The sequence below is a fragment of the Labrys sp. WJW genome (assembly GCF_001676615.1).
Lineage (GTDB): Bacteria > Pseudomonadota > Alphaproteobacteria > Rhizobiales > Labraceae > Labrys > Labrys sedimenti.
The window spans coordinates 46,437-71,314 of the sequence record NZ_LYXZ01000030.1 but is presented as its reverse complement, the minus strand read 5'-3'; the positions used below and the strand labels follow the sequence as shown (position 1 = coordinate 71,314).

The window sequence follows — 24,878 nt, the reverse complement described above, 5'->3', positions numbered from 1 at the left end:
TCGCGCCGAAAAGTGGGTAGCGGTTTTCGGCAAAAAAGATGCGGCAACAAGGAATTACAGCATCGAGCCTGATTCAGAAATCAGGTTCGATGCTGTAGTCATCGCGCTTTAGGAAGCTCGATTTTTTCTAGGAATGGGCTTTTGAAGCTGAAATAGCTACTATTTCCTTCAAACCGGAAGCAATGCATGGAACGGCTCGAATGCGACCGCATGTTCGTGGCAGTGCTGGAGGCGGGCAGCTTCTCCCACGCGGCGGCCCGGCTCGGCACCAGCTCCGGCCAGGCTTCCAAACTGGTGTCGCGGCTGGAAGCCGATCTCGGCGTGCAATTGCTCAAGCGCACCACACGGGCCCTGTCGCCGACCGAGATCGGCCGCGCCTATTATGAACGCATCAAGGCCGTCCTGGAGGAATTCGATGCCCTCGATGCCTCCGTCCGCAGCGCTTCGGGCCTGGCGGCGGGGCGCATCAAGCTCTCGGTGCCCCTCAGTTTCGGCACCATGCATCTGGCGCCGGCCTTCGTTGCCTTCGCCAAGCTCTATCCCGACATCCAGCTCGATGTCGGCTTCACCGACCGCGTCGTCAGCCTGGTGGATGAAGGCTTCGACATGGCAATCCGCATCGGCAATCCCAGCGATTCCAGCCTGGTCGCCCGCAAGCTTTGCGAAACCCGAATCGTGGTGGCGGCGGCGCCAGTCTATCTCGCCGAGCATGGCGAGCCCCAGCATCCGCGCGAGTTGGCGCGGCACGAATGCATCATCGACACCAATTTCAGCGATCCCTTGAGCTGGCGCTTCCAGGCCGACGGTGCGCCGCTGCAGGTGGCGATCCGGGGACGGCTGCACTTCTCCAACGGAGAGGCCAGCTTCAAGGCGGCGGAGGCCGGGCTCGGCATCGCCTGCGGACCGAGCTTCCTGGCCGGTGAGGCCCTGCAGGCCGGTCGCCTCAAGCCGTTGCTGCGCCGCTTCGAGGACAGGCCGCTCGGGGCCTATGCCCTCTATCCGCCTGGCCGGCATCTGGCCGCCAAGATCCGCGTTCTCGTCGATTTCCTGGCAGAACGCTATCGCGGCAGGCCGCCCTGGGAGCAGGGATGGTCCTGATATATACCAACCTGCATAAAGTTTGACTCACCATCTCCGTCATTGCTTCGCTTCCGCTCGCAATGACGGTTCAGCCCTCATCTACCCCAATATAAATTCCAATATGGAAGGAATATTATCTCCGATGTCGGGATAATCTCCGAGATGGAAATGGTGCAATGTCGCTGCGGCAATCCTTTTCCCGGAGACGATCATGTTCGATACCCGCACCGCTCCCTATGCTGCCCTGCTGCTGCGCCTGGCGCTCGGCGTTCTCTTCCTGGCCCATGCCGGGCTGAAGATCTTCGTATTCACGCCGGCCGGCACCGCCCAGTTCTTCGGCTCGCTCGGCTTGCCGCCTGCGCTAGCCTATGTGACCATTGCCTGGGAGGTCATCGGCGCGCTTGCCCTCATCCTCGGCGTCTGGCCGCGCCTGGCCGCTCTGGCGCTGATCCCTGTCCTGGCGGGCGCTATCGCCACCGTGCACGGCCCGGCCGGCTTCTTCTTCACCAATCCCAATGGCGGCTGGGAATTCCTGGCGCTGTGGATCGCCGGCCTGCTTGCGCTTGCCCTGATCGGCGACGGTGCCCTGGCGCTGCGGCCAACCCCCTCGCGCGGTGCCGCCAATTCATACCGGGCGTCATAAAGTCTGATCCGTCCTCCCCGGCGCCACCGCAGGTGGCGGGAAGGGAATTCAGGGGGCAAAAGACCCTACCCGCGGCCCCTGGATCCACTTTCCCGCGCTACCACTCACAAGCAGAGCTTGTGAGGATACGGCCGGGGGTGACGAGCTACGCATTTTTGCACGTTGATATTGCGCAGTGCCTTGCGCCTCAACCCGCCTTCGTCTGGAGGATACCATGTCAGCCAGTGACGCCCCCCTCAGCATCGGCACGGTCAGCCTGACCGTGCATGACCTCCATGTGACCAGCCGCTTCTACGAGCAAGCGATCGGCATGCAGCCGGTATCGTCGGAGGCGGGTCTGCGCCGGCTCGGAACCGGCGACGCGGTGCTGCTGGAACTGCGGCACGACCCGCAGGCCCGGCGGCGTTCGCCCCGCGAGGCTGGCCTGTTCCACACGGCCTTCTTGCTGCCTGACAGGGCCGATCTCGGCCGCTGGCTCAAGCATGCCGTCGAGGCGCGGCTGCCGCTTCAGGGTGCTTCGGACCATCTGGTCAGCGAGGCGATCTATCTGTCCGATCCCGAGGGCAACGGCATCGAGGTCTATGCCGACCGCCCGCGCAGCGCCTGGACCGTCGAGGGCGACATGGTGGCGATGTCGACCGAACGCCTCGACGTGCAGGACGTGATCGCCGAAGCCGGCACGACGCGCTGGCAGGGCTATCCGGCCGGCGGCATCGTGGGCCATGTCCATCTGCAGGTCGGGGCCACCGAGCCGGCGGATGCCTTCTTCGGCGGGGCATTGGGTTTCGATCTCACCGCTCGCTATCCGGGCGCCAGCTTCTATGCGACGGGCGGCTACCATCATCATCTCGCCGCCAATATCTGGAACAGCCGTGGGGCGGGCGAGCGTGATTTCCCCTCGACGGGCCTGGCCGAGGTGGAGATGATCGCGGCCGATGAAGAGATCCTTGCCGCCCTGCGGAACCGGGTGCAGGCTGCCGGCGTTGCCACCACTGAGAAGGCGGGCGGTTTCGCCCTGCACGATCCCTGGGGAACTTCGTTCTCCGTCATCACCCGCAAAGGCTGAGTCATGCTGGTCAACGGAAAATGGAGCGCCGACTGGCATCCGGTGCAGGCGACCGACAAGCAGGGCGGCTTCGTGCGCCAGGTCTCGAAATTCCGCAACTGGGTCACGCCCGACGGCAGCGCCGGACCGACGGGCGAACCCGGCTTCAAGGCCGAGGCGGGGCGCTACCACCTCTATGTCGCCCTGATCTGCCCGTGGGCCTCGCGCACCCTGATCGGCCGCAAGCTCAAGGGCCTCGGTGACGCCATCTCCGTCAGCGTGGTCGAGCCTTCAACCACCGAACAGGGCTGGCGCTTCGGCACCTATCCCGGCGCCACGCCCGACACGGTGAACGGCGCAACCTACATGCATGAGATCTATACCCGGGCCGACCCCGTCTATACCGGGCGTGCTACGGTGCCGGTGCTGTGGGACGAGCAGCGCGGCACCATCGTCAACAACGAGTCCGCAGACATCTTGCGCATGCTCAATGACGGCTTCGGTGCCCTGGCCCATAATGACATCGACCTCTACCCCGCGGATCTGCGCGCCGAGATCGACGCCCTGAACGAGGCCATCTATCCGAGCCTCAACAACGGCGTCTATCGCGCCGGCTTCGCCACCACGCAGGAAGCCTATGACGCGGCTTTCTGGGGCATCTTCGCCATGCTCGACCGGCTGGAGCAGCGCCTAGCGGCCGGAGGCCCCTTCCTGTTCGGTGCCCGCCTGACCGAGGCCGATATCCGTCTGTTCGTGACGCTGGTGCGCTTCGATGCTGCCTATCACGGCCTGTTCAAATGCAATCTCAGGCGGATTGCCGACTATCCGGCGCTTTCGGCCTATCTCGCCGCGATATTGGCGGTGCCCGGGATCCGCGAGACCGTCAGCATCGATCACATCAAGCGCGGCTATTATTCGATCAAGGCGCTCAATCCCAATGGCATCGTGCCTGTTGGCCCCGATCTGCCGGGCTTGGCCGCCGTCGAGGCCAAGGCAGCATGACGGAAAGCCTGATCATCCTCCTGCACGGCGTCGGCAGCAATGGCGGCGACCTCATGCATCTGGGTGACATCTGGCGCGAGATGCTGCCGGGCGCCGTGCTGGCGGCACCGGACGCACCCTTTGCCTTCGATGCCGGCGTGGGGCGGCAATGGTTCAGCGTTGCGGGCGTGACCGCACAGAACCGCGGGGCGCGCATTGCCGCCGCCCGCCCTGCCTTCGACGCAACCTTGCGGGACGTGATCGACCGGCACGGCTTTTCGCAAGCACCGGGGCGGGTGGCGCTGGCGGGCTTTTCGCAGGGCGGGATCATGGCGCTCGACGCACTCGCTTCCGGCCGCTGGCCGCTGGCGGTCGTCGCCTTTTCCGCCAGGCTGGCGACGCCGGACCCCCTGGCACCGCCGGCGGGAAGTGCGGCCTTGCTGGTTCATGGCGAGGCCGACAGGATCATCCCGGCACGCGAAAGCGAGGCGGCCGCCGAGCGGCTCGACCGCGCGGGTGTCGAGACCGAGCTTTTCCTCGAACCCGGCCTCGATCATACCATCTCTGCGGAAGGCGCCATGAAGGCCGCCGATTTCCTGGCCCGGCGCTTGGGCACTCAAGTGCAGGCGTGAGGGGCTGCGCGTACAGGCCGTTTGTCGGATAGCTCGCGTAGCCCTTCACCCCTCGCGCTTGCGAAGCAAGCGCGGACCACTCCCCGTAAGGACGGGGAGTGCGGGCTTCGACCGCCCGCTTTATGCTGAGGGCATATCATCTCGCGCAACGGTCGGGCGAGACATCGGCTTTTGACAATATGCCGCGACGCCCGCGCCTCCCCTCGCCCCGTTTACGGGTATCGTCCACTCCACTTGGAGTGGACTGGGAGTAAGGGTGAGGGGCGGCTCCACGCGGACTGGCTCGCGTCTCGAAGGCCCCGTCTTCACGCCAGCGGCAACTCCACCACGAAGCGGCTGCCGCCGCCTTCGCGGCTTTCGCAGCGTACCGAGCCGCGGTGGCGCCCGGCGATCTGACGCACCAGCGCCAGGCCCAGGCCCCAGCCGCCGGAGGTCTCGCTGCGGCCGACGGGCCGGTAGAACGGCTCGAACAGATGGTCGCGCTCCTTCTCGGCGATGCCGGGGCCGCGATCGCTCACCTCGATGCGGGCCCGCCCCTTGTCGCTGGCGATGGTGATTTCCACCGGGGGCCTGCCGTGCTTGCCGGCATTCTCCAGGAGGTTGCGCATCAACCGCCGCAGCAGCGTGGCATCGCCGCGGATTTCCACGGGCTCGCCATCGGCGGCGGCGCCGGTGCGGGCAGCCTCCTCGGCCGCCAGGCCCAGCAGGTCGACCGGCGCTCCTTCCAGCGGCGTGGCGGTGGCATAATCGAGCCGGCTGGCGAGCAGGATCTCCTCCACCAGTTGATCGATCTCCTGCAGGTCGCGGTTGATCTCCTCGCGCACTGCCGCGCTGGGTTTGTCGGCGCCGATTTCCACCGCCATGCGCAGCCTTGCCAGGGGCGAACGCAGTTCATGGCTGGCATTGGCGAGCAGCGCCTTCTGGGAATTGACCAGGGCCTCGATCCGGCTGGCGGCGCCGTTGAAGCTGCGGGCCACCATGGCGACCTCGTCGGTTCCCTGTTCCGCCACGCGCCGGTTCAGGGCGCCGCTGCCCCAGCTTTCGACGCCGGCGCGCAACGTTTCGAGGCGGCGCGTCAGCCGTGTCGTCGCCGGCCAGGCCGCGATGCCGACGCCGCCGGCGACCAGGAGGGCCAGCAGCAGGACGCGCAGGCCCGGCTTCGGCGGCCGCGGCAGCTGCGCGAGCACGGTGCGTCCGCCCGGCAGGTCGACGCGCACGACATGGTCGAGCCAGCGCTGGGGCACGTCGTCGTCACCGGCCGGCAGGGCGATGGGAAAACCGCGCGAGGCGATCAGCACGCGCTGCTTGCTGTAGACGGAGATCGAGGCGCCCATTTCCTCGCTGAGCTTGCGGATCTCGGTCGGCAGGTCCTCCGGGGTGCGTTCCTCGAAACGCACGAGTTCGTCGGTCAGCCGGACACGCAGGGCTCCCCAGCGTTCGCCTGCGGTATCGCCCGCCATGCGCCAGAGCGTGCCGACCAGCAGCGCCAGCACGACGAGACAGGCGAGCAAAGTGAGGTAGACCTGCCAGAACAGACGCTTGCGAAAGAATATCAGCATGGGCGCTTGCCCTCAGTCTCGATCGGATTCTAGTCCGCATCCTGCCGCTTGGCGAAGACATAGCCGGCGCCGCGCACGGTGAGAATGCGGCGCGGATGCTTGGCGTCGTCCTCGATGGCGGCGCGGATGCGGGAGATGTGCACGTCGATCGAACGGTCGAAGACCTCGAGCTCCTCGCCCTTCACCAGATCCATCAGTCTTTCGCGGTTGAGCACCCGGCCGGCATTGTCGGCCAGCGCCAGCAGCAGATCGAACTGATGGCTGGTAAGGGGGCGTTCCTCGCCGTCGATGCGGGCGCTGCGCGAGCCGCGATCGATGGTGAGACGCCCGAAGCGCAGGGTCTGGTTGTCGAGCTCGGCCGGCGCCGTGCGCCGGCGCAGCACGGCGCGCAGGCGGGCGAGCAGCTCGCGCGGATTGAAGGGCTTGGGCAGATAGTCGTCGGCCCCGATCTCGAGCCCGACGATGCGATCGGTATCGTCGCCCCTCGCGGTCAGCATCACCACGGGAATGTTGGAGCGCATGCGCAGGCGACGGCAGACCTCGAAGCCGTCGAAGTCAGGCAGCATGATGTCGAGTACCACGGCATCGTAGCCGTCGCGCTCGATGGCGCCGAGCCCTTCCGTACCCGACGGCCTGTGATCGACGTCGAAACCGGCCGCCGCCAGATAATCGCCGAGCATGGCGGCCAGCCTGGTGTCGTCGTCGATGATCAGGATGCGTTCCACGCCCACTGCCTGCTCCGCACGAATGCATTTTCTGGAAAAGACGGTCGGCTTTTCAATTGAGAAAATGCGTCAAAACAAAGAGTTGAAGAAAATCCATTCGGCCGCTCCCCCGAGGGGAGCGGCCGTCATTCTGTGCCGATCCTAGAGCGTTTCGCGATTTGATGGAATCGCCATGTATCGCGAAGGCGCCCTCGCCAATCCGTTGGATCGGCCTGGAAACAACGAGTTGGAGCAAAGCAGCGTTTGTTGCCAAACGCGCTCTGCTCCGGGGATACCTCAATTGTCCCCGTTGTCCCCGTTGTCGCCGCCCTGGCCGCCATCATCCGGCCGTTCGGGGCGGCCCTGTCCGTCATGGTGTCCGCGATGCCCGCCCATCATCGGGCCGTGCGGGCGCCAAAGATCGGCGCGATCGGCGAGCTTGGCGCGTTGCTCGGGCGTCAGCACGTCGGCGGTGGCGAGCACGGCTTCGACGAAGCGCTTCGACTTGGCGTCGGTCCGGGCCACGAAGTCGCTACGCAATTTCTCGACCGCCGCCTTGTCGATAGTGGGCGCGCGCAGGAGATCGATGGCCTGCTTGCGGAAGGCGGCCCGGTCTTCCGGCTTGGGGGCGAGGTCGGTATAGGCGGCGGCGACGATGTCGTGCACCTTGGCCTCCTGCTCGGAGGTGGCCGCGACCGAATCCAGCGACATCCGCACGAAATTCTGGATGCGCTCGAGTCGGGGGCCGTGATGCCAGCCACCGCCGCCCATCACGGCGGCAGCAGCCAATCCGCCGGCGCCGAGGGCGATACCGGCTGCCATGGCGCCGCCGAGCACCAGCACGCGCGGCCAGCGGCGGGCGGGGACGGAAGCGTTCGGGCTTTCACTCATGTCAGTCTCCATCAAGGGCAGTGCCGCACGGCAAGGGCCGCGCCGGGCATTGCGGGATGACGAAGCCTAGCCGGGGGAGGTTTCGCGCCGTCCGGGCATTTGTAAAGTTAGATGAAGCACATAAGGAAAAACCGCGTCCCGCCGGAGCGGGAGCGCGGTTGGATGGAAAGAGCGTCGCTCGGATCGAGCCGGTCCTCAGAAGGTGACCACCGAGCGGATCGACTTGCCTTCATGCATGAGGTCGAAGGCGGTGTTGATCTCGTCGAGCGGCATGGTGTGGGTGATCAGGCTGTCGATCTCGATCTTGCCCTCCATGTACCAGTCGACGATCTTCGGTACGTCGGTGCGGCCGCGCGCGCCGCCGAAGGCGGTGCCCTTCCACACGCGCCCGGTGACGAGCTGGAACGGGCGGGTGGAGATTTCCTGGCCCGAGGCCGCCACGCCGATGATGATCGATTCGCCCCAGCCGCGATGGCAGCATTCCAGCGCCTGGCGCATGGTCACCGGCAGGCCGATGCATTCGAAGGAGAAGTCGGCGCCGCCGCCCGTGAGGTCGACGATGGCCTCGACCACCTTGTCGTGGCCGACTTCCGCCGGATTGACGAAATGCGTCATGCCGAACTTCTTGGCCATCTCCACCTTGGCCGGATTGAGATCGACGCCGATGATCTTGTCGGCGCCGACCATGCGGGCGCCCTGGATCACGTTGAGGCCGATGCCGCCGAGGCCGAACACCACGACATTGGCGCCGGGCCAGACCTTGGCGGTGTTGGTCACCGCGCCGATGCCGGTGGTGACGCCGCAGCCGATATAGCAGATCTTGTCGAAGGGGGCGTCCTCGCGCACCTTGGCGAGTGCGATCTCCGGCAGCACCGTGAAGTTGGAGAAGGTCGAGCAGCCCATATAGTGGAAGACCTCGCCGCCGTCGCAGGCGAAGCGGCTGGTGCCGTCGGGCATCACGCCCTTGCCCTGGGTAGCGCGGATGGCGGTGCACAGGTTCGAGCGCTGCGACAGGCAGGTTTTGCACTGGCGGCACTCGGGCGTGTAGAGCGGGATCACGTGATCGCCGGGCTTCAGGCTGGTGACGCCGGCGCCGACCTCGCGCACGATGCCTGCGCCTTCATGACCCAGAATGGCGGGGAACAGGCCTTCCGGATCGGCGCCGGAAAGCGTGTAGGCATCGGTATGGCACACGCCCGTGGCCATGATCTCGACCAGCACCTCGCCCGGTTTGGGGCCACCGATCTCGATGGTCTCGACCGTCAGGGGCGCACCCGCCTTCCATGCCACAGCCGCTCTCGTCTTCATGATTCACTCCCTCAAGCGTTTTGCGATGTGCCGGGATCGGCAAGACCCGCAAAGACGCGCCGAACCTATGAGCCGGAGCAGATGAGCGTTCTTGCTTGAACGCGTCCTGCTCCAGAATTCGCCAAAGGGCTAGCCGGATGCAATGTGATGCGCAAGCATCGCGGGAGCGCGATGTTTCCCTTGGTGCTTAGAAGTGTCTTATGGGAGGTGAAAGTGCGCCAAACTATCGCGGTGCGCGCTTGGCCAGGATGCGCTGCAGGGTGCGCCGGTGCATGGCCAGGCGCCGCGCGGTCTCGGAGACGTTGCGGCCGCAGAGCTCATAGACACGCTGGATGTGCTCCCAGCGCACCCTGTCGGCGGACATCGGGTTCTCGGGCAACTCCGGCTTGTGGCTGGGATCGGCCATCAGCGCCGCATGGATGTCGTCGGCATCGGCTGGTTTGGCGATATAGTCGAAGGCACCCAGCTTCACTGCCGTGACGGCGGTGGCGATGTTGCCGTAACCGGTGAGGATGATGCCGCGCGCATCGGGGCGCTTCACCTTCAGGCGCGAAATCACGTCGAGGCCGGAGCCGTCGGTGAGCTTCATGTCGATCACGGCGAAGGCGGGCGGCGAGCCCTCCACCTGCGCCAGTCCCTCGGCGACCGTGTCGGCCGTGGTGACAGTGTAGCCCCTGGCTTCCATGGCTCGGCCCAAACGCTGCAGGAACGCCTTGTCGTCATCGACGAGAAGGAGTGAACGATCGGGAAATTCAGGGGCAACCATAATGCGGACTCACCTATCCTTGGTTCGAGCGAAGGGGCTCCGTTTCGCGTGAAGGGAAAGCACCTCGCCAATTCGGCGCGAGACCCCCGCTCCCTTCGGACCCTATCGTCGGCAACGCATCGCAGACCGAGCCGTTGCTGACGATATGGTCAAGTGATCGAAGACCCCGATCGCCTCCTTTGGTGCGACAGTTCGCCACAGTGGGGACTATAGCGGCAAAGTAAAGAAATTTCACTGGCGACAGCCAGCTATCGTTTATTCGGTTATGCGCCGATTGCAATCCCCAGTAATTATTATGGGGCGTGGCCGGGGTAACGATGCATGCGATCAGAACCCGCGGAAAGAATTCGAGCAGCGAAGCCCGCGCGTTGCTGCGGGGCGCGACCTGCATGTCGACCGCATCTCCTTGTCGCGACAGGGCGCCGAGAAGACCGGCACAAGTCCTGGGAGTACTCGCTGTTCCCACTTGGTTGATCGCGGCCTCCACCCGTTTTTTCTCACGGCTCGGTGAGCAATTCTTGGAGGCATTGTAGCGCAAATTTTCGTTAAGTCTTTGTTTTGATGCATTTTCTTGAATGAAAGGTCTTACAAATAATCTGGAGAATGCAATCGCATTGGGCGGCGGACGCGATTTGTCCCTGTCCGAACGAAGCCTTGCGAGCCTTCAGCGTTCGAAGACGTCGCGCGGCCATTCCAGCCTGACGATGGCGCCGCTGTCCGGCCAGGAGCGGTTCGCCAGGGCGATCGCGGCACCGGAACGCTCCAGCAGCGTCTTGGCGATGAAGAAGCCGAGGCCGAGGCCGCCGCCCGGCTGGCCCGGCAGGCGCGGGCGACGCTGGGTGACATAGGGATCACCGAGGCGCCCCATGATTTCGGAAGGAAAGCCGGGGCCATCGTCGCCGACGATCAGGGTCACCGTCTTGGCGTCCCAGCTGGCGGTGATGCTCACCTTGGATTTGGCGAAATCGACCGCATTCTCGACGATATTGCCGAGACCATAGAGCATGCCGGGATTGCGTGGGGCAGAGGGGGCATCCTCCTCCAGGCCCTGGAATTCGGCCGAGATGGCTATGCCGAAATCGCGATGCGGCGCGGAGACTTCCTCGATCAGCAGTGGCAGGGGCAGGCGGGCGAAGGGCGTGCCGCCATCGTCGCCCAGCGAGGCGAGCTTGCCCAGGATCTCGCGGCAGCGCTCGACCTGGCTGCGCAGCAGGCGGATGTCGTCGACGAAATCGCCTTCCGGCGGGGCGGCAACCTCCAGCTCCTTGGCCACCAGCGCGATGGTGGCGAGCGGCGTACCCAATTCATGCGCGGCGGCGGCGGCCATGCCGTCGAGCTGGGACAGATGCTGCTCGCGCGCCAGCACCAGTTCGGTGGCGGCCAGGGCATTGGAGAGCAGGCGGGCTTCCTCGGCCACTCGCCAAGCATAGACGCCGATGAAGGCCAGGCCCAGCAGCACCGAGAACCACATGCCGATGACATAGAGCATCGGCATGTCGAACTCTTTCCCCTCGAACCAGGGCAGGGGCAGGTGCCAGGCCGTGAGCAGCGAGGCGCAGCCGATGGCCAGGAGCCCGAGCGCGAGGGTCATCAGGGGCGGCAGCGAGGTCGCCGAAATCATCACCGGCGCAAGGAACAGGAAGGAGAAGGGGTTCTGCAGGCCGCCGGTGAGGAAGAGCAGGGCCGCAAGCTGCACGATATCGAAACCGAGCAGGGTGGCGGCGCGGGCCGGGTCCACGCGCTCGGTCGCTGGATAGCGCAGTCGCAAGGCGACATTGACCAGGATGGAGACGCCGATCAGGGGCAGGCAGGCCTGCAGCGGCACGGGGAAACCGAGACCGTAGCGCACGCCGAGGACCGCGACCAACTGGCCGGCGATCGCCATCCAGCGCAGCCGGATCAGGGTTTCCAGGCGCAGCGTATCGAGGCCGAGGCCATCATGGGGCATCACAGAGGCGGTCATCACTCTCCTGTGCCGCCACATTCGTGATCATAGCGGCGGCGGCAGACCATAGCGCCCAAACCGGAGCAGCCCAAAGCGGATTGTCGCGGCCCGGATTGCATCGCCCCTGGAGGCATAATAGGGCTGGCGCCGGACAGGATGCAGACAGGTGTGGGTGGCTCGATGAGTGGGGAGGACAATGTGGCACTCGAGGCCTGGCGCGCCTGGCATCCGGCGGAACTGGCCCTGCGGATAGGAGGCGTGCCGAGGCCCTGGTGCGTGGTGGGCGGCTGGGCGCTCGACCTCTGGCATGGCCGCCAGACCCGCGATCACGACGATCTCGAATTCACCGTGCTGCGCGGCGATCTCGCCTTGTTTCGGAAGGCGTTGGCGGGCATGCGTTTCTACACGGCAGGGGACGGAGTCGTCGAATATCTGCCGGACGGGCAGGAGCCGCCGGACGGCATTTTCCAGATCTGGTGTCGGGACGAAGCGGCGCAATGCTGGCGCGCGGACATGATGATCGAGCCGGGAACCCCGCAAATGTGGGTCTATAAGCGAGACCCTCGTATCGGAAGGCCAAGGGCCGAGATGATCGGCATGACGGATGACGGCTTGCCCTATCTGAAGCCGGCGGCAGTCCTTCTGTTCAAGGCCAAGTATCAGCGCGACAAGGATGAGGCTGATTTCCGCAATGCCTTGCCGAAACTGGAGGAGCCGGAACGGCGATGGCTCAGGTCCTGCCTGGAGGCGATGCATCCCGGCCACGATTGGTTGCGATTGCTCTGATCCCCGCAACAATGGGTGTCGATGGCTGACGCTCGTTGTTTCGGCCTTCGGCGATGGTGATCCAGGGCGCGATCGCCCGGTCATCCCCTCGAAAGCGTCGGCGCCTCTATACAGTCCCGGCCTGCCGCGCTAAGGAAAACCCAATCGTCCATTCTCGAAGGTTTCTAGCAAATGGCGCCAGTCAGCGATCGCTTGGTCACGGTTTTCGGTGGATCGGGATTTGTCGGCCGCAATCTCGTGCGTTCGCTCGCCAAGCGCGGCTTCCGCGTGCGGGTGGCCGTGCGTCGTCCGGATCTCGCCCAATATCTGATGACCGCGGGGGCCGTCGGCCAGATCCACGGCGTGCAGGCGAATCTGCGTTATCCGGCGTCGGTTGCCGCCGCCGTCGAGGGCGCCGAGGCGGTGGTCAATCTGGTCGGCGTCATGCATGAGCACGGCGCCAACAGCTTCGACGCGGTGCAGGCTTTCGGCCCCGGCGCGATCGCCCGCGCTGCCAAGGCCGCCGGCGTGCAGCGCTTCGTGCATGTCTCGGCCCTCGGCCTGCATGCGGGCTCCGATTCGGCCTACGCCAAGAGCAAGCTCAAGGGCGAGGAAGCGGCCCGTACCGCTTTCGAGAGCACCATTATCCTCAGGCCCTCGGTGATGTTCGGGCCGGATGACGATTTCTTCAACAAGTTCGCGGGCCTGGCGCGGATGTCGCCGGTGCTGCCCTTGATCGGCGGCGGCGAGACCAAGTTCCAGCCGGTTTTCGTCGGCGATGTCGCCGAAGTGCTGGCCCGCGGCGCTGAGGGCGCCCTGAAGCCGGGCGCGACCTATGAGCTCGGCGGCCAGGAAGTGCTGACCCTGCGCCAGATCTTCGAATATGTGCTCAAGACCACCAATCGCAAGCGCCTGCTGGTGCCGATGCCTTTCGCCATCGCCAATGTCCAGGCGACCGTGTTCGACCTGGTGCGGACCTTGTCGCTCGGGCTGGTCACGCCGCCCCTGACGCGCGATCAGGTCACGCTGCTGCGCCACGACAATGTCGTGACGGAGGACGCCAGCAAGGCCGGCCTGACGCTGGAAGGGTTGGGCATCCAGCCGGCGACCGTGGAAGCGATCGCGCCGAGCTATCTGTGGCGCTTCCGCAAGGCCGGCCAGTTCGAGAACAAAGTGGCCTGACCTCCGGAAACGGCAGTCGGAACGCAAAAGGGCCGGTCCTTGGATCGGCCCTTTTCGTTGGAGCTCGCCTTCAGCCCATCGTGTAATAGGCTGCGAGGCCGAGGACGCCGACCACGATGCGCCACCAGCCGAACAGGGCGAGACCGCGCTTGGACACGAAATCCAGCAGGGTCTTCACCACGAACCAACCCGAAATGAAGGCCGTGACGAAGCCGATGGCGGTCAGGCCGAGATTGTCGGTCGTCATCGTCTTGTAGGATTTGGCGAATTCATAGACGAAGGCGCCGACCATGGTCGGCATCGCCAGGAAGAAGGAGAATTCCGCCGCCGAGCGCTTGTCGAGGCCGAGCAGCATGCCGCCGACGATGGTGGAGCCCGAGCGCGAAACACCGGGGATCATCGACAGGCACTGGAACAGGCCGATCTTCAGATAGACCGGCAGCGGCAGCACATAGCAATTGGAGAAGCGCTTTTCGATCTTGAACTGTTCGATGGCGAGCAGCACCAGGCCGCCGGCGATCAGGGCGTAGCAGACCACCGGCACGTTGAAGAGATATTGCTTCATCTTGTGTTCGAGCAGCACGCCGAGGATGACGGCCGGCAGAAAGGCAACCAGCACACCGAGGACGAAATGCTGGGCCTCGCGGTCCTTGGGCAGGGCGGTGGCGATGCGCCATAGCCTCTCGGCATAGACGGCGAGCAAGGCCAGGATGGCGCCAAGCTGGATGAGGATCACGAAGGAATCGTCGCCCTCGAATTTCAGGTAACGCGCCGCGAGCAGGAGATGGCCGGTCGAGGAGACCGGGATGAATTCGGTCAGGCCTTCGACCACGCCTAGGATGATCGCTTCCAGAATATTGGCCAGGGTCATGGGATGCCTTCGCGAGAATCGGGCGCCGATGCGGCCGCAGGTCGCCCGTGCGGGATGATGGGAGCGGCCCGCGCCTCGCTGGTGCGAGGCGGAAGCCGGAATCGCGGTGATTCTAGGCGCGAGTTATAACCAAACAGTAACCATGACGCAGCGGTGCGGGCATCCCCCACGAGAAGCGGGCGGTTCGCGATGCAGTCGTGGCCTTCGCAGCGTCTAAGTCACGCGCGATGCCGTTATTCTCACGCGTCCCAACCTTGCCAAGGTTTTCGTGGCAGACATTTCAAGGCGCTGAATCAACGTGCCGCTTGGTAATGAATTAGGAATGTTGTGAGAATACTATAAAATAACACGATGAATTAGATATAATCTATTTTTGTATATGATTTTGTTCAATTAAATTTTATTTAGACATTGTTTTATCTTGATAGGATTGGTGTGTTCTGGAAGAAGGATTTTTATCCTCTGGGGTTCGTTTTCAACTTACGTCTAATTTAGTACTTAAGTATTATATTTACCACTTAGTTAGGTGATCTAGCAATAAAAATTCATTAGGTATTGTAATCAATATCGCAGGGTAAAATTTTCTTTTAAATTTTCACCGACATGATAGGAACTGTGAAGCTGCAATGTGTTGTTGCAGCGGGAGTGGATGCCCGGCCGATCCGGGGCGTCTTCTTACTTGTCCTCAGTTGTTACACCACAAGCCTATGCAAAAGAGGCGGTGATTGACCGAGTTGTCTTGGAGAAGCGCAGGGTCTCTATCGGAGTGCGCCAAGATTCATACGACCAGCCATGTCGGTTTGCAGAACCCACTCGACGTTCCGTCGCCGAATTACCAGTCAGCTGTGATTGCACAAGCCCAGGCCCTGAGGGCACATAGTGGCTTCAAAGCTACGCGGACCCTCTTCGCCCGACGTTATGTTTCCATTCTCAAGACCCATCTGCCGCTGATCCATATGGCGACGGATGAGATACGCCTGATCGTGGGTGCCTATGTGCTGAGCCGCCATTTCGCGGCCTCGCCCGGCGATCCGCCGGCCGGTGTCACGGTGGCGGATGTTCAGACCTTCTGTACCGTCCATGCCTTGGCCGGGCACAACCGCATCGGGGCCATGTTGAACCTGCTGCGCCAGGCCGGCTATCTGCGCCAGATCAAGGATCTGCGCGACAAGCGCATCAAGCGTCTGGAGGCGACGCGTGCCGGCATCACCTTCGCCAAGCAGATCATCACGCCCTATCTGCAGGCGCTGGCGCAGTTGCAGCAGGTCGACTACGCCGTTCGGCGGGTGGAGATCGACGACGCCTTTCTCGGTGCGTTAGCGCGTTACTGCAGCAATTACTTCCTGACGCACGGCACCTTGGTCGACCTGGTGCCCGAGATGCGCCTGTTCATGGCGCGCGACGCTGGCTTCGAGATCCTGCTCAGGCTGATTGCAACGGAAATGCCGGGCGAGATCCTGAAGGATCGCACTGTCCATTTCCACTATGGTGCCGTCGCCGATTGCTTCGGGGTTTCGCGTGTCCATGTCCGCCGTTTGCTCGAGGACGCGGCCGAAGAGGGCTATGTCACCCTGCACGCCCCGGGGGGGCGGGCGGTCGAGATCCACGCGAGCCTGGTCGAACTCGTCGACACCTTCATCGCCCTGCAGATGTCGCTGCTGCTGCAGGCGGTCCTCCATGCCGGCGGCAAGGCCTGAGCGGCGAGGGGGCGGCGGCGCCTGCCTTGATGGCTGAAATGCGCCCTGGTCCGGAGTTCCTTGCCACGTCGTTCGAATAAAGGTGGGCCGGGCCCACCTCTTTCTTCCCCACAGCACAGGCAGGTGCGCCAGTGGCGGCCGCCGGCCTTACCCGCGCAGCGTCGCCCCGGTCTTCTTGCCGACTTCTGCGACGATCTTGGCGGCGACGGCATCGATTTCGACATCGGTCAGCGTGCGATCCTGCGGCTGCAGCACCACTTCGACGGCGACCGATTTCTGGTCCTCGCCGATACCCTTGCCTTCATAGATGTCGAAGATCGACACGCCCGAGATCAGTTTCTTGTCGACGCCCTGCGCGGCCTTGAGGATGTCGGCGGCCCTGACCTTGCGCGCGACCAGGAAGGCGAAGTCGCGGGTGACCGGCTGGAAGGGCGAGAGGGCCAGCACGCCGCGCGTCTTGGTCGCCTTGGGCTTGGGCACCGGGATGGCATCGAGGATGATCTCGAAGCCGACCACTGGGCCACCGGCATCCAGCGCCTCCAAAGCGGAGGGATGCAGTTCGCCGAACCAGCCGATGATGTTCTGCGGGCCGAGCTGGATCGTGCCGGAGCGGCCGGGGTGATACCAGGAAGGCGCCCCTGAGACGATCTGGAAGCTGGCGACCGGTGCGCCGAGCGCGGCCAGCAGCGTGAGGGCATCCTCCTTGGCGTCGAACACGTCAACGGGACTTGCCGGCGCCGACCAATGACGGCCGAAGCCGCCGGGGCGCGCCTGGCCGCGGCGGATGCCGCTGGCGGCGATCTTCTGGTCCTCGGGCCGGTCTCCGCGGAAGATCTGGCCGACCTCGAACAGGGCGACGTCGCCGGTGCCGCGATCGGCATTGCGCTGGCCGGCCGCGATCAGCCCCGGCAGCAGGCTGGGGCGCATGTCGGAAAGATCGGCGGCGATCGGATTGGCAAGCGACAGCGTCGGCTGGCCGCCGCCGAAGCGCTCGGCCTGGGCCTTGGCGATGAAGGACCAGGTCACCGCTTCCATCAGGCCGCGCGCGGCGAGGCTGCGCTTGGCCAGGCGGGTGCGCTTCTGCAGCACGGTGAGCACGGGCTGCGGCACATGGGCCTCGCGTGGCAGCGGCGTCACCGGGATGGCGTCGACGCCGACGATGCGCATCACTTCCTCGACCAGGTCGGCCTTGCCCTCGATATCAGGGCGCCAGCTCGGCGCCGTCACCGCCAGCGCATCGGGCTTGCGGATCACGCCGAAGCCGAGGCGCTCGAGGATGTCGGCGCTTTCGGAAAGGCTGGTCGACAGGCCCGTCAGGCGCGCGACCTCGTGGGCCGGCAGGTCCAGGACCTCGGGCGCGGCGGTAACGCCGCCCACCACGAGGGTCTCGCTCGGCTTGCCGCCGCACAGTTCCGTCACCAGCTGGGTGGCGAGGTCGACGCCCGGCACCATGAAGGCGGGATCGACGCCGCGCTCGAAGCGATAGCGGGCATCGGTATTGATGCCGAGCGCGCGCCCGGTGCGGGCGATGTTCAGCGGCTCCCACAGCGCCGATTCGATCAGCACGTCGGTGGTCTCATCGTCGCAGCCCGAATGCTCGCCGCCCATGATGCCGGCGATCGATTCCAGGCCCTTGCCGTCCGCGATCACGCAGATGCTATCGTTGAGCGCATAGGTCTTGCCGTCGAGCGCGAGGATGCTCTCGCCCTCGCGGGCGCGCCGCACGGTGAGATCGCCCTCGATCTTGGCGGCGTCGAAGACATGCAGCGGCCGGCCGCGATCGAAGGTGACATAGTTGGTGATGTCGACCAGCGCATTGATCGGGCGCAGCCCGATGGCGTTGAGACGGCGCTGCATCCAGGCGGGCGAGGGACCGTTCTTGACGCCGCTGACAAGGCGAAGCGCGAAGCCGGGGCAGAGCGAGGGCGTGTCGCCGAAATCCAGCGTCACCGTGACCGGGCAGGGGCCATCGCCGGCGATGGAAGGCACGGCTGGTGTCTTCAGCCGGCCGAGGCCGGCGGCGGCGAGATCGCGGGCAATGCCGGCGACACCAGTGCAATCGGGCCGGTTCGGCGTGAGGTTCACGTCGATCACGGGGTCGTTGAGGCCGGCATAGTCGGCATAGGGCACGCCGACGGGGGCGTCGGCCGGCAGGTCGATGATGCCGTCATGCTCGTTGGAGATCTCGAGCTCGAATTCCGAGCACAGCATGCCGCGGCTCTCGACCCCGCGCACCGGCGCGATGGCGAGCGTGATGTTCTTGGCCGGAATATAGGTGCCGGGCGGCGAGAACACCGACTTCATGCCGGTACGGGCATTGGGCGCGCCGCAGACCACCTGCACGGGCTCGCCCTTGCCGGTATCGACCATGCAGACCCTGAGCTTGTCGGCATTGGGATGCTGCTCGGCCGAGACGACATAGGCGATCGAAAAGCCGGAGAGCTTCTTGGCAGGATCTTCCACCCCTTCGACCTCCAGGCCGATACGGGTGAGGGTGTCGACGATCTCGTCGAGCGTGGCTGAGGTCTCGAGGTGATCCTTGAGCCAGGAAAGCGTGAATTTCATTGCGGGCAGCCTAGTCCAATCGATTTGGCCATGCCGATAGCGCGTCGGGCGGCAAGATGCAAAGAAATCCCGGTTGACTGTGAATGTGAGTGTGCCGCGGGATCCCCGAACCTTGCCGGTGCGGCAGTTCAGGTGGGATTTCAGCCTGCTTAGCTGGTGCTGTGCTTCAAAGCTGATACCGCCCAACCGTCAATAAAGTGCACTATCCGCGTAGCATCAAATGAACGTTCCTGGGAAATTCAGCACATCCAGGGTTCATGATGTGCAGTTTTATATGCATAAGTATGCATAGCTCGCTTGCTCTCACGGTGCGGGGATATATATTTATATGCATGAACAGCCGAGATATAATTTCCGTTCTGAAAGCCGATGGTTGGGCTGAGGTGACCCGGAAGGGCAGCCACGTTCAGCTCAGACATCCGACGAAACCAGGGCGGGTGACGGTTCCGCACCCTAAGCGGGATCTTCCTCTCGGCACCGTGAAGAGCATCGAAAAGCAATCTGGACTGAGATTGAGGTAACGGAAATGCGCCAATATATCGGATTGATCCACAAGGACCCTGATAGCCTCTATGGCGTATCGTTTCCCGATCTTCCAGGGTGCGTATCTGCCGGCGCTACCTTGGACGAGGCGCGCGATATGGCGGCCGAGGCTCTTGCGCTTCACCTGCAGGGAATGGCGGAGGACGGCGAAGCTGTGCCTGAGCCTTCGTCCCTTGAGGCGATCATGGCGGATCCCGAGAACCGGGATGGTGTTGCGATACTGGTTCCCGTCGCCCAGGAAGTTAAGAGCGTGCGCGTCAGTGTGACCTTCCAGGCCGATGTCTTGAGCCAAATTGATAGCTACGCCGAAAGCCATGGTCTGACCCGCTCTGGATTCTTGGCCTCGGCGGCGAAAAGGGCAATGGCGGCTTGATGAAAGACACTGAACACGGGGGTAATGAGCCGACCTGCGGGTTTTAGCGTTGCAGCACGGGAGCGGGCGGACATGTGACAACAACGCCGTGAGGCGCATCGCCTCACCCCATCTGCATGGCGTAGCGTTTCGCCTCGGCGATCAGGGCGGCGACCAAGGGGGTCTGGGTTTCGCGCTTGGGCGTGATCAGGCCGACCTTGTGGTGCGCCTGCGGCTCGACGATGGGGATCGAGCGCACATGGTCGCCCGCGCCCAGCATCTCGATCAGGATCGATGGCATCACGCTCGACCAGCGTCCCGTGCGCACATGCGAGAGCAGCACCTGCATCGAGTTGGAGATCAGGGTCGGCGCCACCGGCGTCTCGGCGTTGCGCAGGAGATGGTCGACGATGCGCCGGTTCTGCATGTCGGGCGTGAGCAGGCAGAGCGGCACATGGCCGAGTTCCTCCCAGCTCACCGTGCTGCGGCCGGCGAACTCGCCGTTGACGTCGGTCAAAAGGCAATAGGTCTCGCGATAGAGCTCGACCGTCGAGACCTTCCCCAGCGGCTCGTTGTCGAGATAGGTGATGCCGGCGTCGATGGCCAGGTCCTCCAGCTCCTGCAGCACCGTGGTCGAGGGACGCGAGAGGATGGAGAAGGTCACGTTGGGGTGGCGGGCCCGGAAGGGGGTGGTGATCGAGGCGACCATGGAGAGCGCCGTCGGGATCACCGAGATGGTGAGGTGCCCATTGAGGCCGCGCTTGAGCGACTCCACCTCCTGGCGCATGGCGCGGCTGTCGCCGACGATGCGCCGGGCCCATTCCAGCACCCGGTCGCCCTCCGGCGTGAAGCCCTGGAAACGCGAGCCGCGCGCCACCAGCAACACGCCGAGTTCGCCTTCGAGCTGCTTGATGCCGGCCGATAGGGTGGGCTGGGTCACCCCGCAGATCTCGGCGGCCCGGCCGAAATGGCGCTCGCGCGAGAGGGCGATCAGGAATTCGAGCTTGTCGATCATGGCGCGGCCTTCCGATCGGGGATGGAAGATCGCGGCGTCCGTAAGTTCGATTCTCTGCTCATGAGGCTACTATGTCGCCATGGCCGGTGAAGGGCAATCGGCGCCCGCCTGATCGTCTTGAGCCCGGACACGCCTCGGTTGCATCCCGTGACGAATCGCACGGCGAGGCCGGGGCGGCGGTGGCATTGTCATCCCATCAGATCAAGCGCAGCACCGCGCAAGACAAGAACGGGAACGAGACGATGTTCAAGAAGATCCTGACCGGAGCCCTGGTCGCCGCCACGCTGGCCGGCACCGCGATCGCCACCACCGGCACTGCCGAAGCCCGCTATGGCCGTGGTGGCGCCTTCGCCGCCGGCGCCGGTATCGGCCTCTTAGGCGGCCTCCTCGCCGGCTCCGCCTACAACAACAGCTATTACGGTGGCCGCTATTATTACGACGACTACCGCCCGGTCTATTATCGCCGCTGCCACATCGAGAAGCGTTGGGTCGATGGCTACTACGGTGGTTTCTGGAAGCGCGTGAAGGTTTGCTACTAAGCCCGCCTTCGGGTTATCGGACCCTGCGCCCCGACACCAGCCCGGTAGCCCGTAGGAAGCCCCGCCCCCGGCGGGGCTTCCGCTTTTTTGGGTAGGGCTCATCGAGCCGGGGAAGGGCCGCCGCGCCGCGATGGACACCGCCGGGCTACGCGCATAAGACGGGCAAGCCGTGCGAGCAGGCAAGATCAGGGCGCTTTCGTCATGTTTCCCGCAAAGCTCCGCTGGCAGAATATCCTTGCGCCGGTGATAGGGATTGCATCGCTCTTCGCATTGCAACATAAACTCGGGCGCTCCCCTCCAGATAGCGAGTGCTCATGCGACCTTCCTTCCGCCGCCTGCTCGTCGCCAATCGTTCCGAGATCGCCATCCGTGTGTTCCGGGCCGCCACGGAACTCGGCATCTCCACCATTGCCGTCTATGCGGAGGAGGACAAACTTTCGCTGCACCGCTTCAAGGCGGACGAGGCCTACCAGATCGGCCGGGGGAAAGGGCCGGTGGAAGCCTATCTCTCCATCGACGAGGTGATCCGCGTCGCCAAGGAAGCCAGGGCCGATGCCATCCATCCCGGCTATGGCCTGTTGTCCGAGAGCCCGGAATTCGCCGAGGCCTGCGCCGCCGCCGGCATCGTTTTCATCGGTCCCAGCCCCAAGACCCTGCGCACGCTCGGCAACAAGGTCGACGCCCGCAACCTCGCCATCTCGGTCGGCGTCCCGGTCATGCCGGCGACCGAGCCGCTGCCTGACGATCCCGAGGCGATCAAGGCGGCGGCCCGGGCGGTCGGCTATCCCGTGATGCTCAAGGCCTCCTGGGGCGGCGGGGGGCGCGGCATGCGCCCGATCGAGAGCGAGGACAAGCTGCTCGACGCCGTCTTCACCGCCAAGCGCGAGGCCAAGGCCGCCTTCGGCAAGGATGAGGTCTATCTGGAAAAGCTGGTGCGCCGCGCCCGCCATGTCGAGGTGCAGATCCTCGGCGACGGCAATGGCACGCTGGTGCATCTGTTCGAGCGCGACTGCTCGATCCAGCGCCGCAACCAGAAGGTGATCGAGCGCGCCCCGGCGCCCTATCTCGACGAGGAGACGCGCCAGGGCCTGTGCGAATCGGCGCTCAAGATCGGCCGCGGCACCGATTATGCCGGCGCCGGCACCGTCGAGTTCCTGATGGATGCCGATACCGGCAAGTTCTACTTCATCGAGGTCAATCCGCGCGTCCAGGTCGAGCATACCGTCACCGAGGTCGTCACCGATCTCGATATCGTCAAGGCGCAGATCCGCATCGCCGAGGGCGGGCGCATCGGCGTCATCGGCGCCGATGGCGAACTGGAGACCGGCATCCCCGCCCAGGCCGACATCTTCATGCGCGGGCACGCGCTGCAGTGCCGGCTGACCACCGAGAATCCGGAAAACAACTTCATTCCCGACTATGGCCGCATCACCGCCTATCGCGGCGCCATGGGCTTCGGCATCCGCATCGATGGCGGTACCGCCTATTCCGGCGCGGTGGTGACGCGCTGGTACGATCCGCTGCTGGAAAAGGTCACGGCCTGGGCTTCCACCCCGCAGGAAGCCATCGCCCGCATGACCCGCGCCCTGCGCGAATACCGCATCCGCGGCGTCGCCACCAATTTGCCCTTCCTGGAGGCGGTGCTGGCGCATGAGAAGTTCCGCTCCAACCAGTACACCACGCGCTTCATCGACAAGACGCCCGAACTGTTCCAGTTCGCCAAGCGCCGCGACCGCGCCACCAAGCTGCTGACCTATATCGCCGACGTCACCGTCAACGGCCATCCCGAGGCGCGCGGCCGGGCCAAGCCTCCCGCCGAGGCCCGCACGCCGCATGCGCCGGAGTTCAAGGTCAGGCCCGCCTCCGGCACCAAGCAGTTGCTCGACACGCTGGGCCCGGAGAAGTTCGCGAGCTGGATGAAGGAGGAAAAGCGCGTCCTCGTCACCGACACCACCATGCGCGATGCCCACCAGTCGCTGCTGGCGACGCGCATGCGCACCTATGACATCGCCGGCGTGGCCTCGGCCTATGCCAGCGGCCTGCCGCAGTTGCTCTCGCTCGAATGCTGGGGCGGGGCGACCTTCGACGTCGCCATGCGCTTCCTCACCGAGGATCCCTGGGAACGCCTGGCCCTGATCCGCGAGCGCGCGCCCAACATCCTCACCCAGATGCTGCTGCGCGGCGCCAATGGCGTCGGCTACACCAATTATCCCGACAATGTCGTGCGGCTCTTCGTCAAGCAGGCGGCCGATGCCGGCATGGATCTCTTCCGCATCTTCGACTGCCTGAACTGGGTCGAGAACATGCGGGTGTCGATCGATGCGGTGCTGGAGGCCGGCAAGCTCGCCGAAGGGGCGATCTGCTACACGGCCGACCTCTTCGATGCCTCGCGCTCGAAATACGACCTGGCCTACTATGTCCGCATGGCACGCGAGCTGGAAAAGGCCGGCTGCCACATCCTGGCGATCAAGGACATGGCGGGCCTGCTCAAGCCGGCCCAGGCCCGCAAGCTCGTCTCGACGCTGAAGCAGGAAATCGGCCTGCCGATCCACCTGCACACCCACGACACCTCAGGCATTGCCGGCGCCACCGTGCTGGCGGCAATCGAGGCCGGCGTCGATGCGGTCGATGCCGCCATGGATGCAATGTCGGGTACCACGTCCCAGGCCTGCCTCGGCTCCATCGTCGAGGCACTCAGGCATTCCGAGCGCGATCCCGGCCTCGACCCGGAAGCGATCCGCCAGATCTCCTTCTATTGGGAAGCGGTGCGCACGCAATACACCGCCTTCGAGAGCGACCTGAAGGCCGGCGCCTCCGAGGTCTATCTGCACGAAATGCCGGGCGGCCAGTTCACCAACCTCAAGGAGCAGGCGCGTTCGCTCGGCCTGGAAACGCGCTGGCACGAGGTGGCCAAGGCCTATCGCGCCGCCAACGACCTGTTCGGCGACATCGTCAAGGTGACGCCGTCCTCCAAGGTGGTGGGCGACATGGCGCTGATGATGGTGGCGCAGGGCCTGACCCCGGAGGATGTCGCCGATCCCGCCCGCGAGGTCGCCTTTCCGGGGTCGGTCGTCGAGATGATGCGTGGCGATCTCGGCCAGCCCGAGGGCGGCTGGCCTTCCGCCCTGCAGAAGAAGATCCTGAAAGACGCCGCGCCGATCACCGTCCGCCCGGGCTCGCTGCTGCCGCCGGCCGACATCCCGGCCCTGAAGGCGGAAGCGGAGAAGAAGATCGGCCGCGCCGTGGAGGGCAACGAGATCTCCTCCTATCTGATGTATCCCAAGGTCTTCACCGACTATGCCGTCACCGCGCGCAAATATGGGCCGGTCTCGGTGCTGCCGACGGCGACCTATTTCTACGGCATGGTGCCCGGTGACGAGCTCACCATCGAGATCGAGCGCGGCAAGGCCCTGGTGATCCGCCTGCAGACTTTGGGAGACACCGACGAGGAGGGGCAGGTCCGCGTCTTCTTCGAACTCAACGGCCAGCCGCGCATCATCAAGGTGCCCAATCGCCTGGCGGCGGGCAGCGTCAAGGCGCGCCGCAAGGCCGAGGACGGCAACGAGGCCCATATCGCCGCCCCGATGCCGGGCGCCATCTCCACCGTGGCGGTGAAGGCGGGGCAGGTGGTCAAGGCCGGCGACGTGCTCTTGACCATCGAGGCGATGAAGATGGAGACGGCGCTCCACGCGCCCCAGGACGGCAAGATCGCCGAAGTGCTGGTCTCGCCCGGCGCCCAGATCGACGCCAAGGACCTGTTGATGGTGATGGGGTAGGCGCCAGTTTTTTGATCGG

Annotated in this window: 21 protein-coding genes; 12 read left to right on the top strand and 9 right to left on the bottom strand. The window is 64.8% G+C overall.

From position 1 onward, the window contains the following. The first annotated feature begins 186 nt into the window (after positions 1–186). The 5 genes from BA190_RS19020 (at position 187) to BA190_RS19000 (ending at position 4,381) form a co-directional block, all read left to right on the top strand. Positions 187–1,098, top strand: coding sequence for a LysR family transcriptional regulator (locus BA190_RS19020; protein ID WP_068290794.1), 912 nt, complete (start codon positions 187–189; stop codon positions 1,096–1,098). 193 nt (positions 1,099–1,291) lie between these two features. After that, complete coding sequence (locus BA190_RS19015) at positions 1,292–1,723, top strand: DoxX family protein (RefSeq protein WP_068290792.1); 432 nt, start codon at positions 1,292–1,294, stop codon at positions 1,721–1,723. Between the two features lie 214 nt (positions 1,724–1,937). Further along, complete coding sequence (locus BA190_RS19010) at positions 1,938–2,789, top strand: VOC family protein (protein WP_068290790.1); 852 nt, start codon at positions 1,938–1,940, stop codon at positions 2,787–2,789. Between the two features lie 3 nt (positions 2,790–2,792). Beyond that, positions 2,793–3,770 (top strand): glutathione S-transferase family protein, encoded by a 978-nt coding sequence (locus BA190_RS19005; protein ID WP_068290788.1) that lies wholly within the window; start codon positions 2,793–2,795, stop codon positions 3,768–3,770. After that, a complete protein-coding gene (locus BA190_RS19000; RefSeq protein ID WP_068290786.1) occupies positions 3,767–4,381 on the top strand; it encodes an alpha/beta hydrolase in 615 nt (204 codons plus the stop codon). The genes BA190_RS19005 and BA190_RS19000 overlap by 4 nt, the downstream gene beginning before the upstream one ends. Before the next feature lie 305 nt (positions 4,382–4,686). Here the strand turns inward: BA190_RS19000 and BA190_RS18995 are convergent, their stop codons facing one another. The 6 genes from BA190_RS18995 to BA190_RS18970 all read right to left on the bottom strand — a co-directional run bounded on the left by BA190_RS18995 (position 4,687) and on the right by BA190_RS18970 (position 11,572). Then, positions 4,687–5,940: a HAMP domain-containing sensor histidine kinase gene (locus BA190_RS18995; protein ID WP_068290784.1), complete on the bottom strand. Its 1,254-nt coding sequence runs from the start codon at positions 5,938–5,940 to the stop codon at positions 4,687–4,689. Between the two features lie 29 nt (positions 5,941–5,969). Continuing rightward, a complete protein-coding gene (locus tag BA190_RS18990) occupies positions 5,970–6,671 on the bottom strand; it encodes a response regulator (RefSeq protein ID WP_256390538.1) in 702 nt (233 codons plus the stop codon). A gap of 270 nt (positions 6,672–6,941) precedes the next feature. After that, on the bottom strand, positions 6,942–7,535 hold the full coding sequence (locus BA190_RS18985) for a Spy/CpxP family protein refolding chaperone (protein ID WP_068290781.1): 594 nt from the start codon (positions 7,533–7,535) through the stop codon (positions 6,942–6,944). Between the two features lie 195 nt (positions 7,536–7,730). Then, the gene (locus tag BA190_RS18980; protein WP_068290779.1) at positions 7,731–8,843 is read right to left on the bottom strand and encodes an S-(hydroxymethyl)glutathione dehydrogenase/class III alcohol dehydrogenase; all 1,113 of its coding nucleotides are present in this window, start codon (positions 8,841–8,843) and stop codon (positions 7,731–7,733) included. 223 nt (positions 8,844–9,066) lie between these two features. Next, positions 9,067–9,609, bottom strand: coding sequence for an ActR/PrrA/RegA family redox response regulator transcription factor (locus BA190_RS18975; protein ID WP_068290777.1), 543 nt, complete (start codon positions 9,607–9,609; stop codon positions 9,067–9,069). A 664-nt stretch (positions 9,610–10,273) separates the two neighbouring features. After that, a complete protein-coding gene (locus tag BA190_RS18970; RefSeq protein WP_068290775.1) occupies positions 10,274–11,572 on the bottom strand; it encodes an ActS/PrrB/RegB family redox-sensitive histidine kinase in 1,299 nt (432 codons plus the stop codon). Positions 11,573–11,734: 162 nt separating this feature from the next. Here BA190_RS18970 and BA190_RS18965 point away from each other — a divergent pair, with 162 nt between their 5' ends. Next, positions 11,735–12,340: a nucleotidyltransferase domain-containing protein gene (locus tag BA190_RS18965; protein WP_068290773.1), complete on the top strand. Its 606-nt coding sequence runs from the start codon at positions 11,735–11,737 to the stop codon at positions 12,338–12,340. 171 nt (positions 12,341–12,511) lie between these two features. Continuing rightward, positions 12,512–13,501, top strand: a complete 990-nt coding sequence (locus tag BA190_RS18960) for a complex I NDUFA9 subunit family protein (RefSeq protein WP_068290771.1) — start codon at positions 12,512–12,514, stop codon at positions 13,499–13,501. Positions 13,502–13,571: 70 nt separating this feature from the next. On the opposite strand, the gene BA190_RS18955 is transcribed toward BA190_RS18960, so the two are convergent. Continuing rightward, positions 13,572–14,372 carry an undecaprenyl-diphosphate phosphatase gene (locus tag BA190_RS18955; RefSeq protein WP_068290769.1) on the bottom strand — a complete coding sequence of 267 codons (801 nt, stop codon included), beginning with the start codon at positions 14,370–14,372 and terminating at the stop codon, positions 13,572–13,574. Positions 14,373–15,217: 845 nt separating this feature from the next. On the opposite strand from BA190_RS18955, the gene BA190_RS18950 reads away from it, so the two are divergent. Then, positions 15,218–16,069, top strand: a complete 852-nt coding sequence (locus BA190_RS18950; protein WP_068290767.1) for a hypothetical protein — start codon at positions 15,218–15,220, stop codon at positions 16,067–16,069. A 147-nt stretch (positions 16,070–16,216) separates the two neighbouring features. Here BA190_RS18950 and pheT read toward each other — a convergent pair whose 3' ends face one another. Beyond that, positions 16,217–18,634, bottom strand: coding sequence for a phenylalanine--tRNA ligase subunit beta (pheT, locus tag BA190_RS18945; protein WP_068290765.1), 2,418 nt, complete (start codon positions 18,632–18,634; stop codon positions 16,217–16,219). 332 nt (positions 18,635–18,966) lie between these two features. On the opposite strand from pheT, the gene BA190_RS35395 reads away from it, so the two are divergent. Both BA190_RS35395 and BA190_RS18940 read left to right on the top strand, forming a co-directional pair. Beyond that, entirely contained in the window at positions 18,967–19,155 is a 189-nt protein-coding gene (locus tag BA190_RS35395) for a type II toxin-antitoxin system HicA family toxin (RefSeq protein WP_082979866.1), read from the top strand. Between the two features lie 5 nt (positions 19,156–19,160). Next, positions 19,161–19,550, top strand: a complete 390-nt coding sequence (locus BA190_RS18940; protein WP_068290762.1) for a type II toxin-antitoxin system HicB family antitoxin — start codon at positions 19,161–19,163, stop codon at positions 19,548–19,550. A 103-nt stretch (positions 19,551–19,653) separates the two neighbouring features. On the opposite strand, the gene BA190_RS18935 is transcribed toward BA190_RS18940, so the two are convergent. Further along, a complete protein-coding gene (locus BA190_RS18935; protein WP_068290760.1) occupies positions 19,654–20,544 on the bottom strand; it encodes a LysR family transcriptional regulator in 891 nt (296 codons plus the stop codon). 71 nt (positions 20,545–20,615) lie between these two features. Here BA190_RS18935 and BA190_RS36885 point away from each other — a divergent pair, with 71 nt between their 5' ends. Together BA190_RS36885 and pyc are read left to right on the top strand one after the other, a co-directional pair. Continuing rightward, a complete protein-coding gene (locus tag BA190_RS36885; protein ID WP_245314832.1) occupies positions 20,616–21,083 on the top strand; it encodes a hypothetical protein in 468 nt (155 codons plus the stop codon). Positions 21,084–21,397: 314 nt separating this feature from the next. After that, on the top strand, positions 21,398–24,859 hold the full coding sequence (gene pyc / locus BA190_RS18925; protein ID WP_068290758.1) for a pyruvate carboxylase: 3,462 nt from the start codon (positions 21,398–21,400) through the stop codon (positions 24,857–24,859). Positions 24,860–24,878 lie beyond the last annotated feature (19 nt).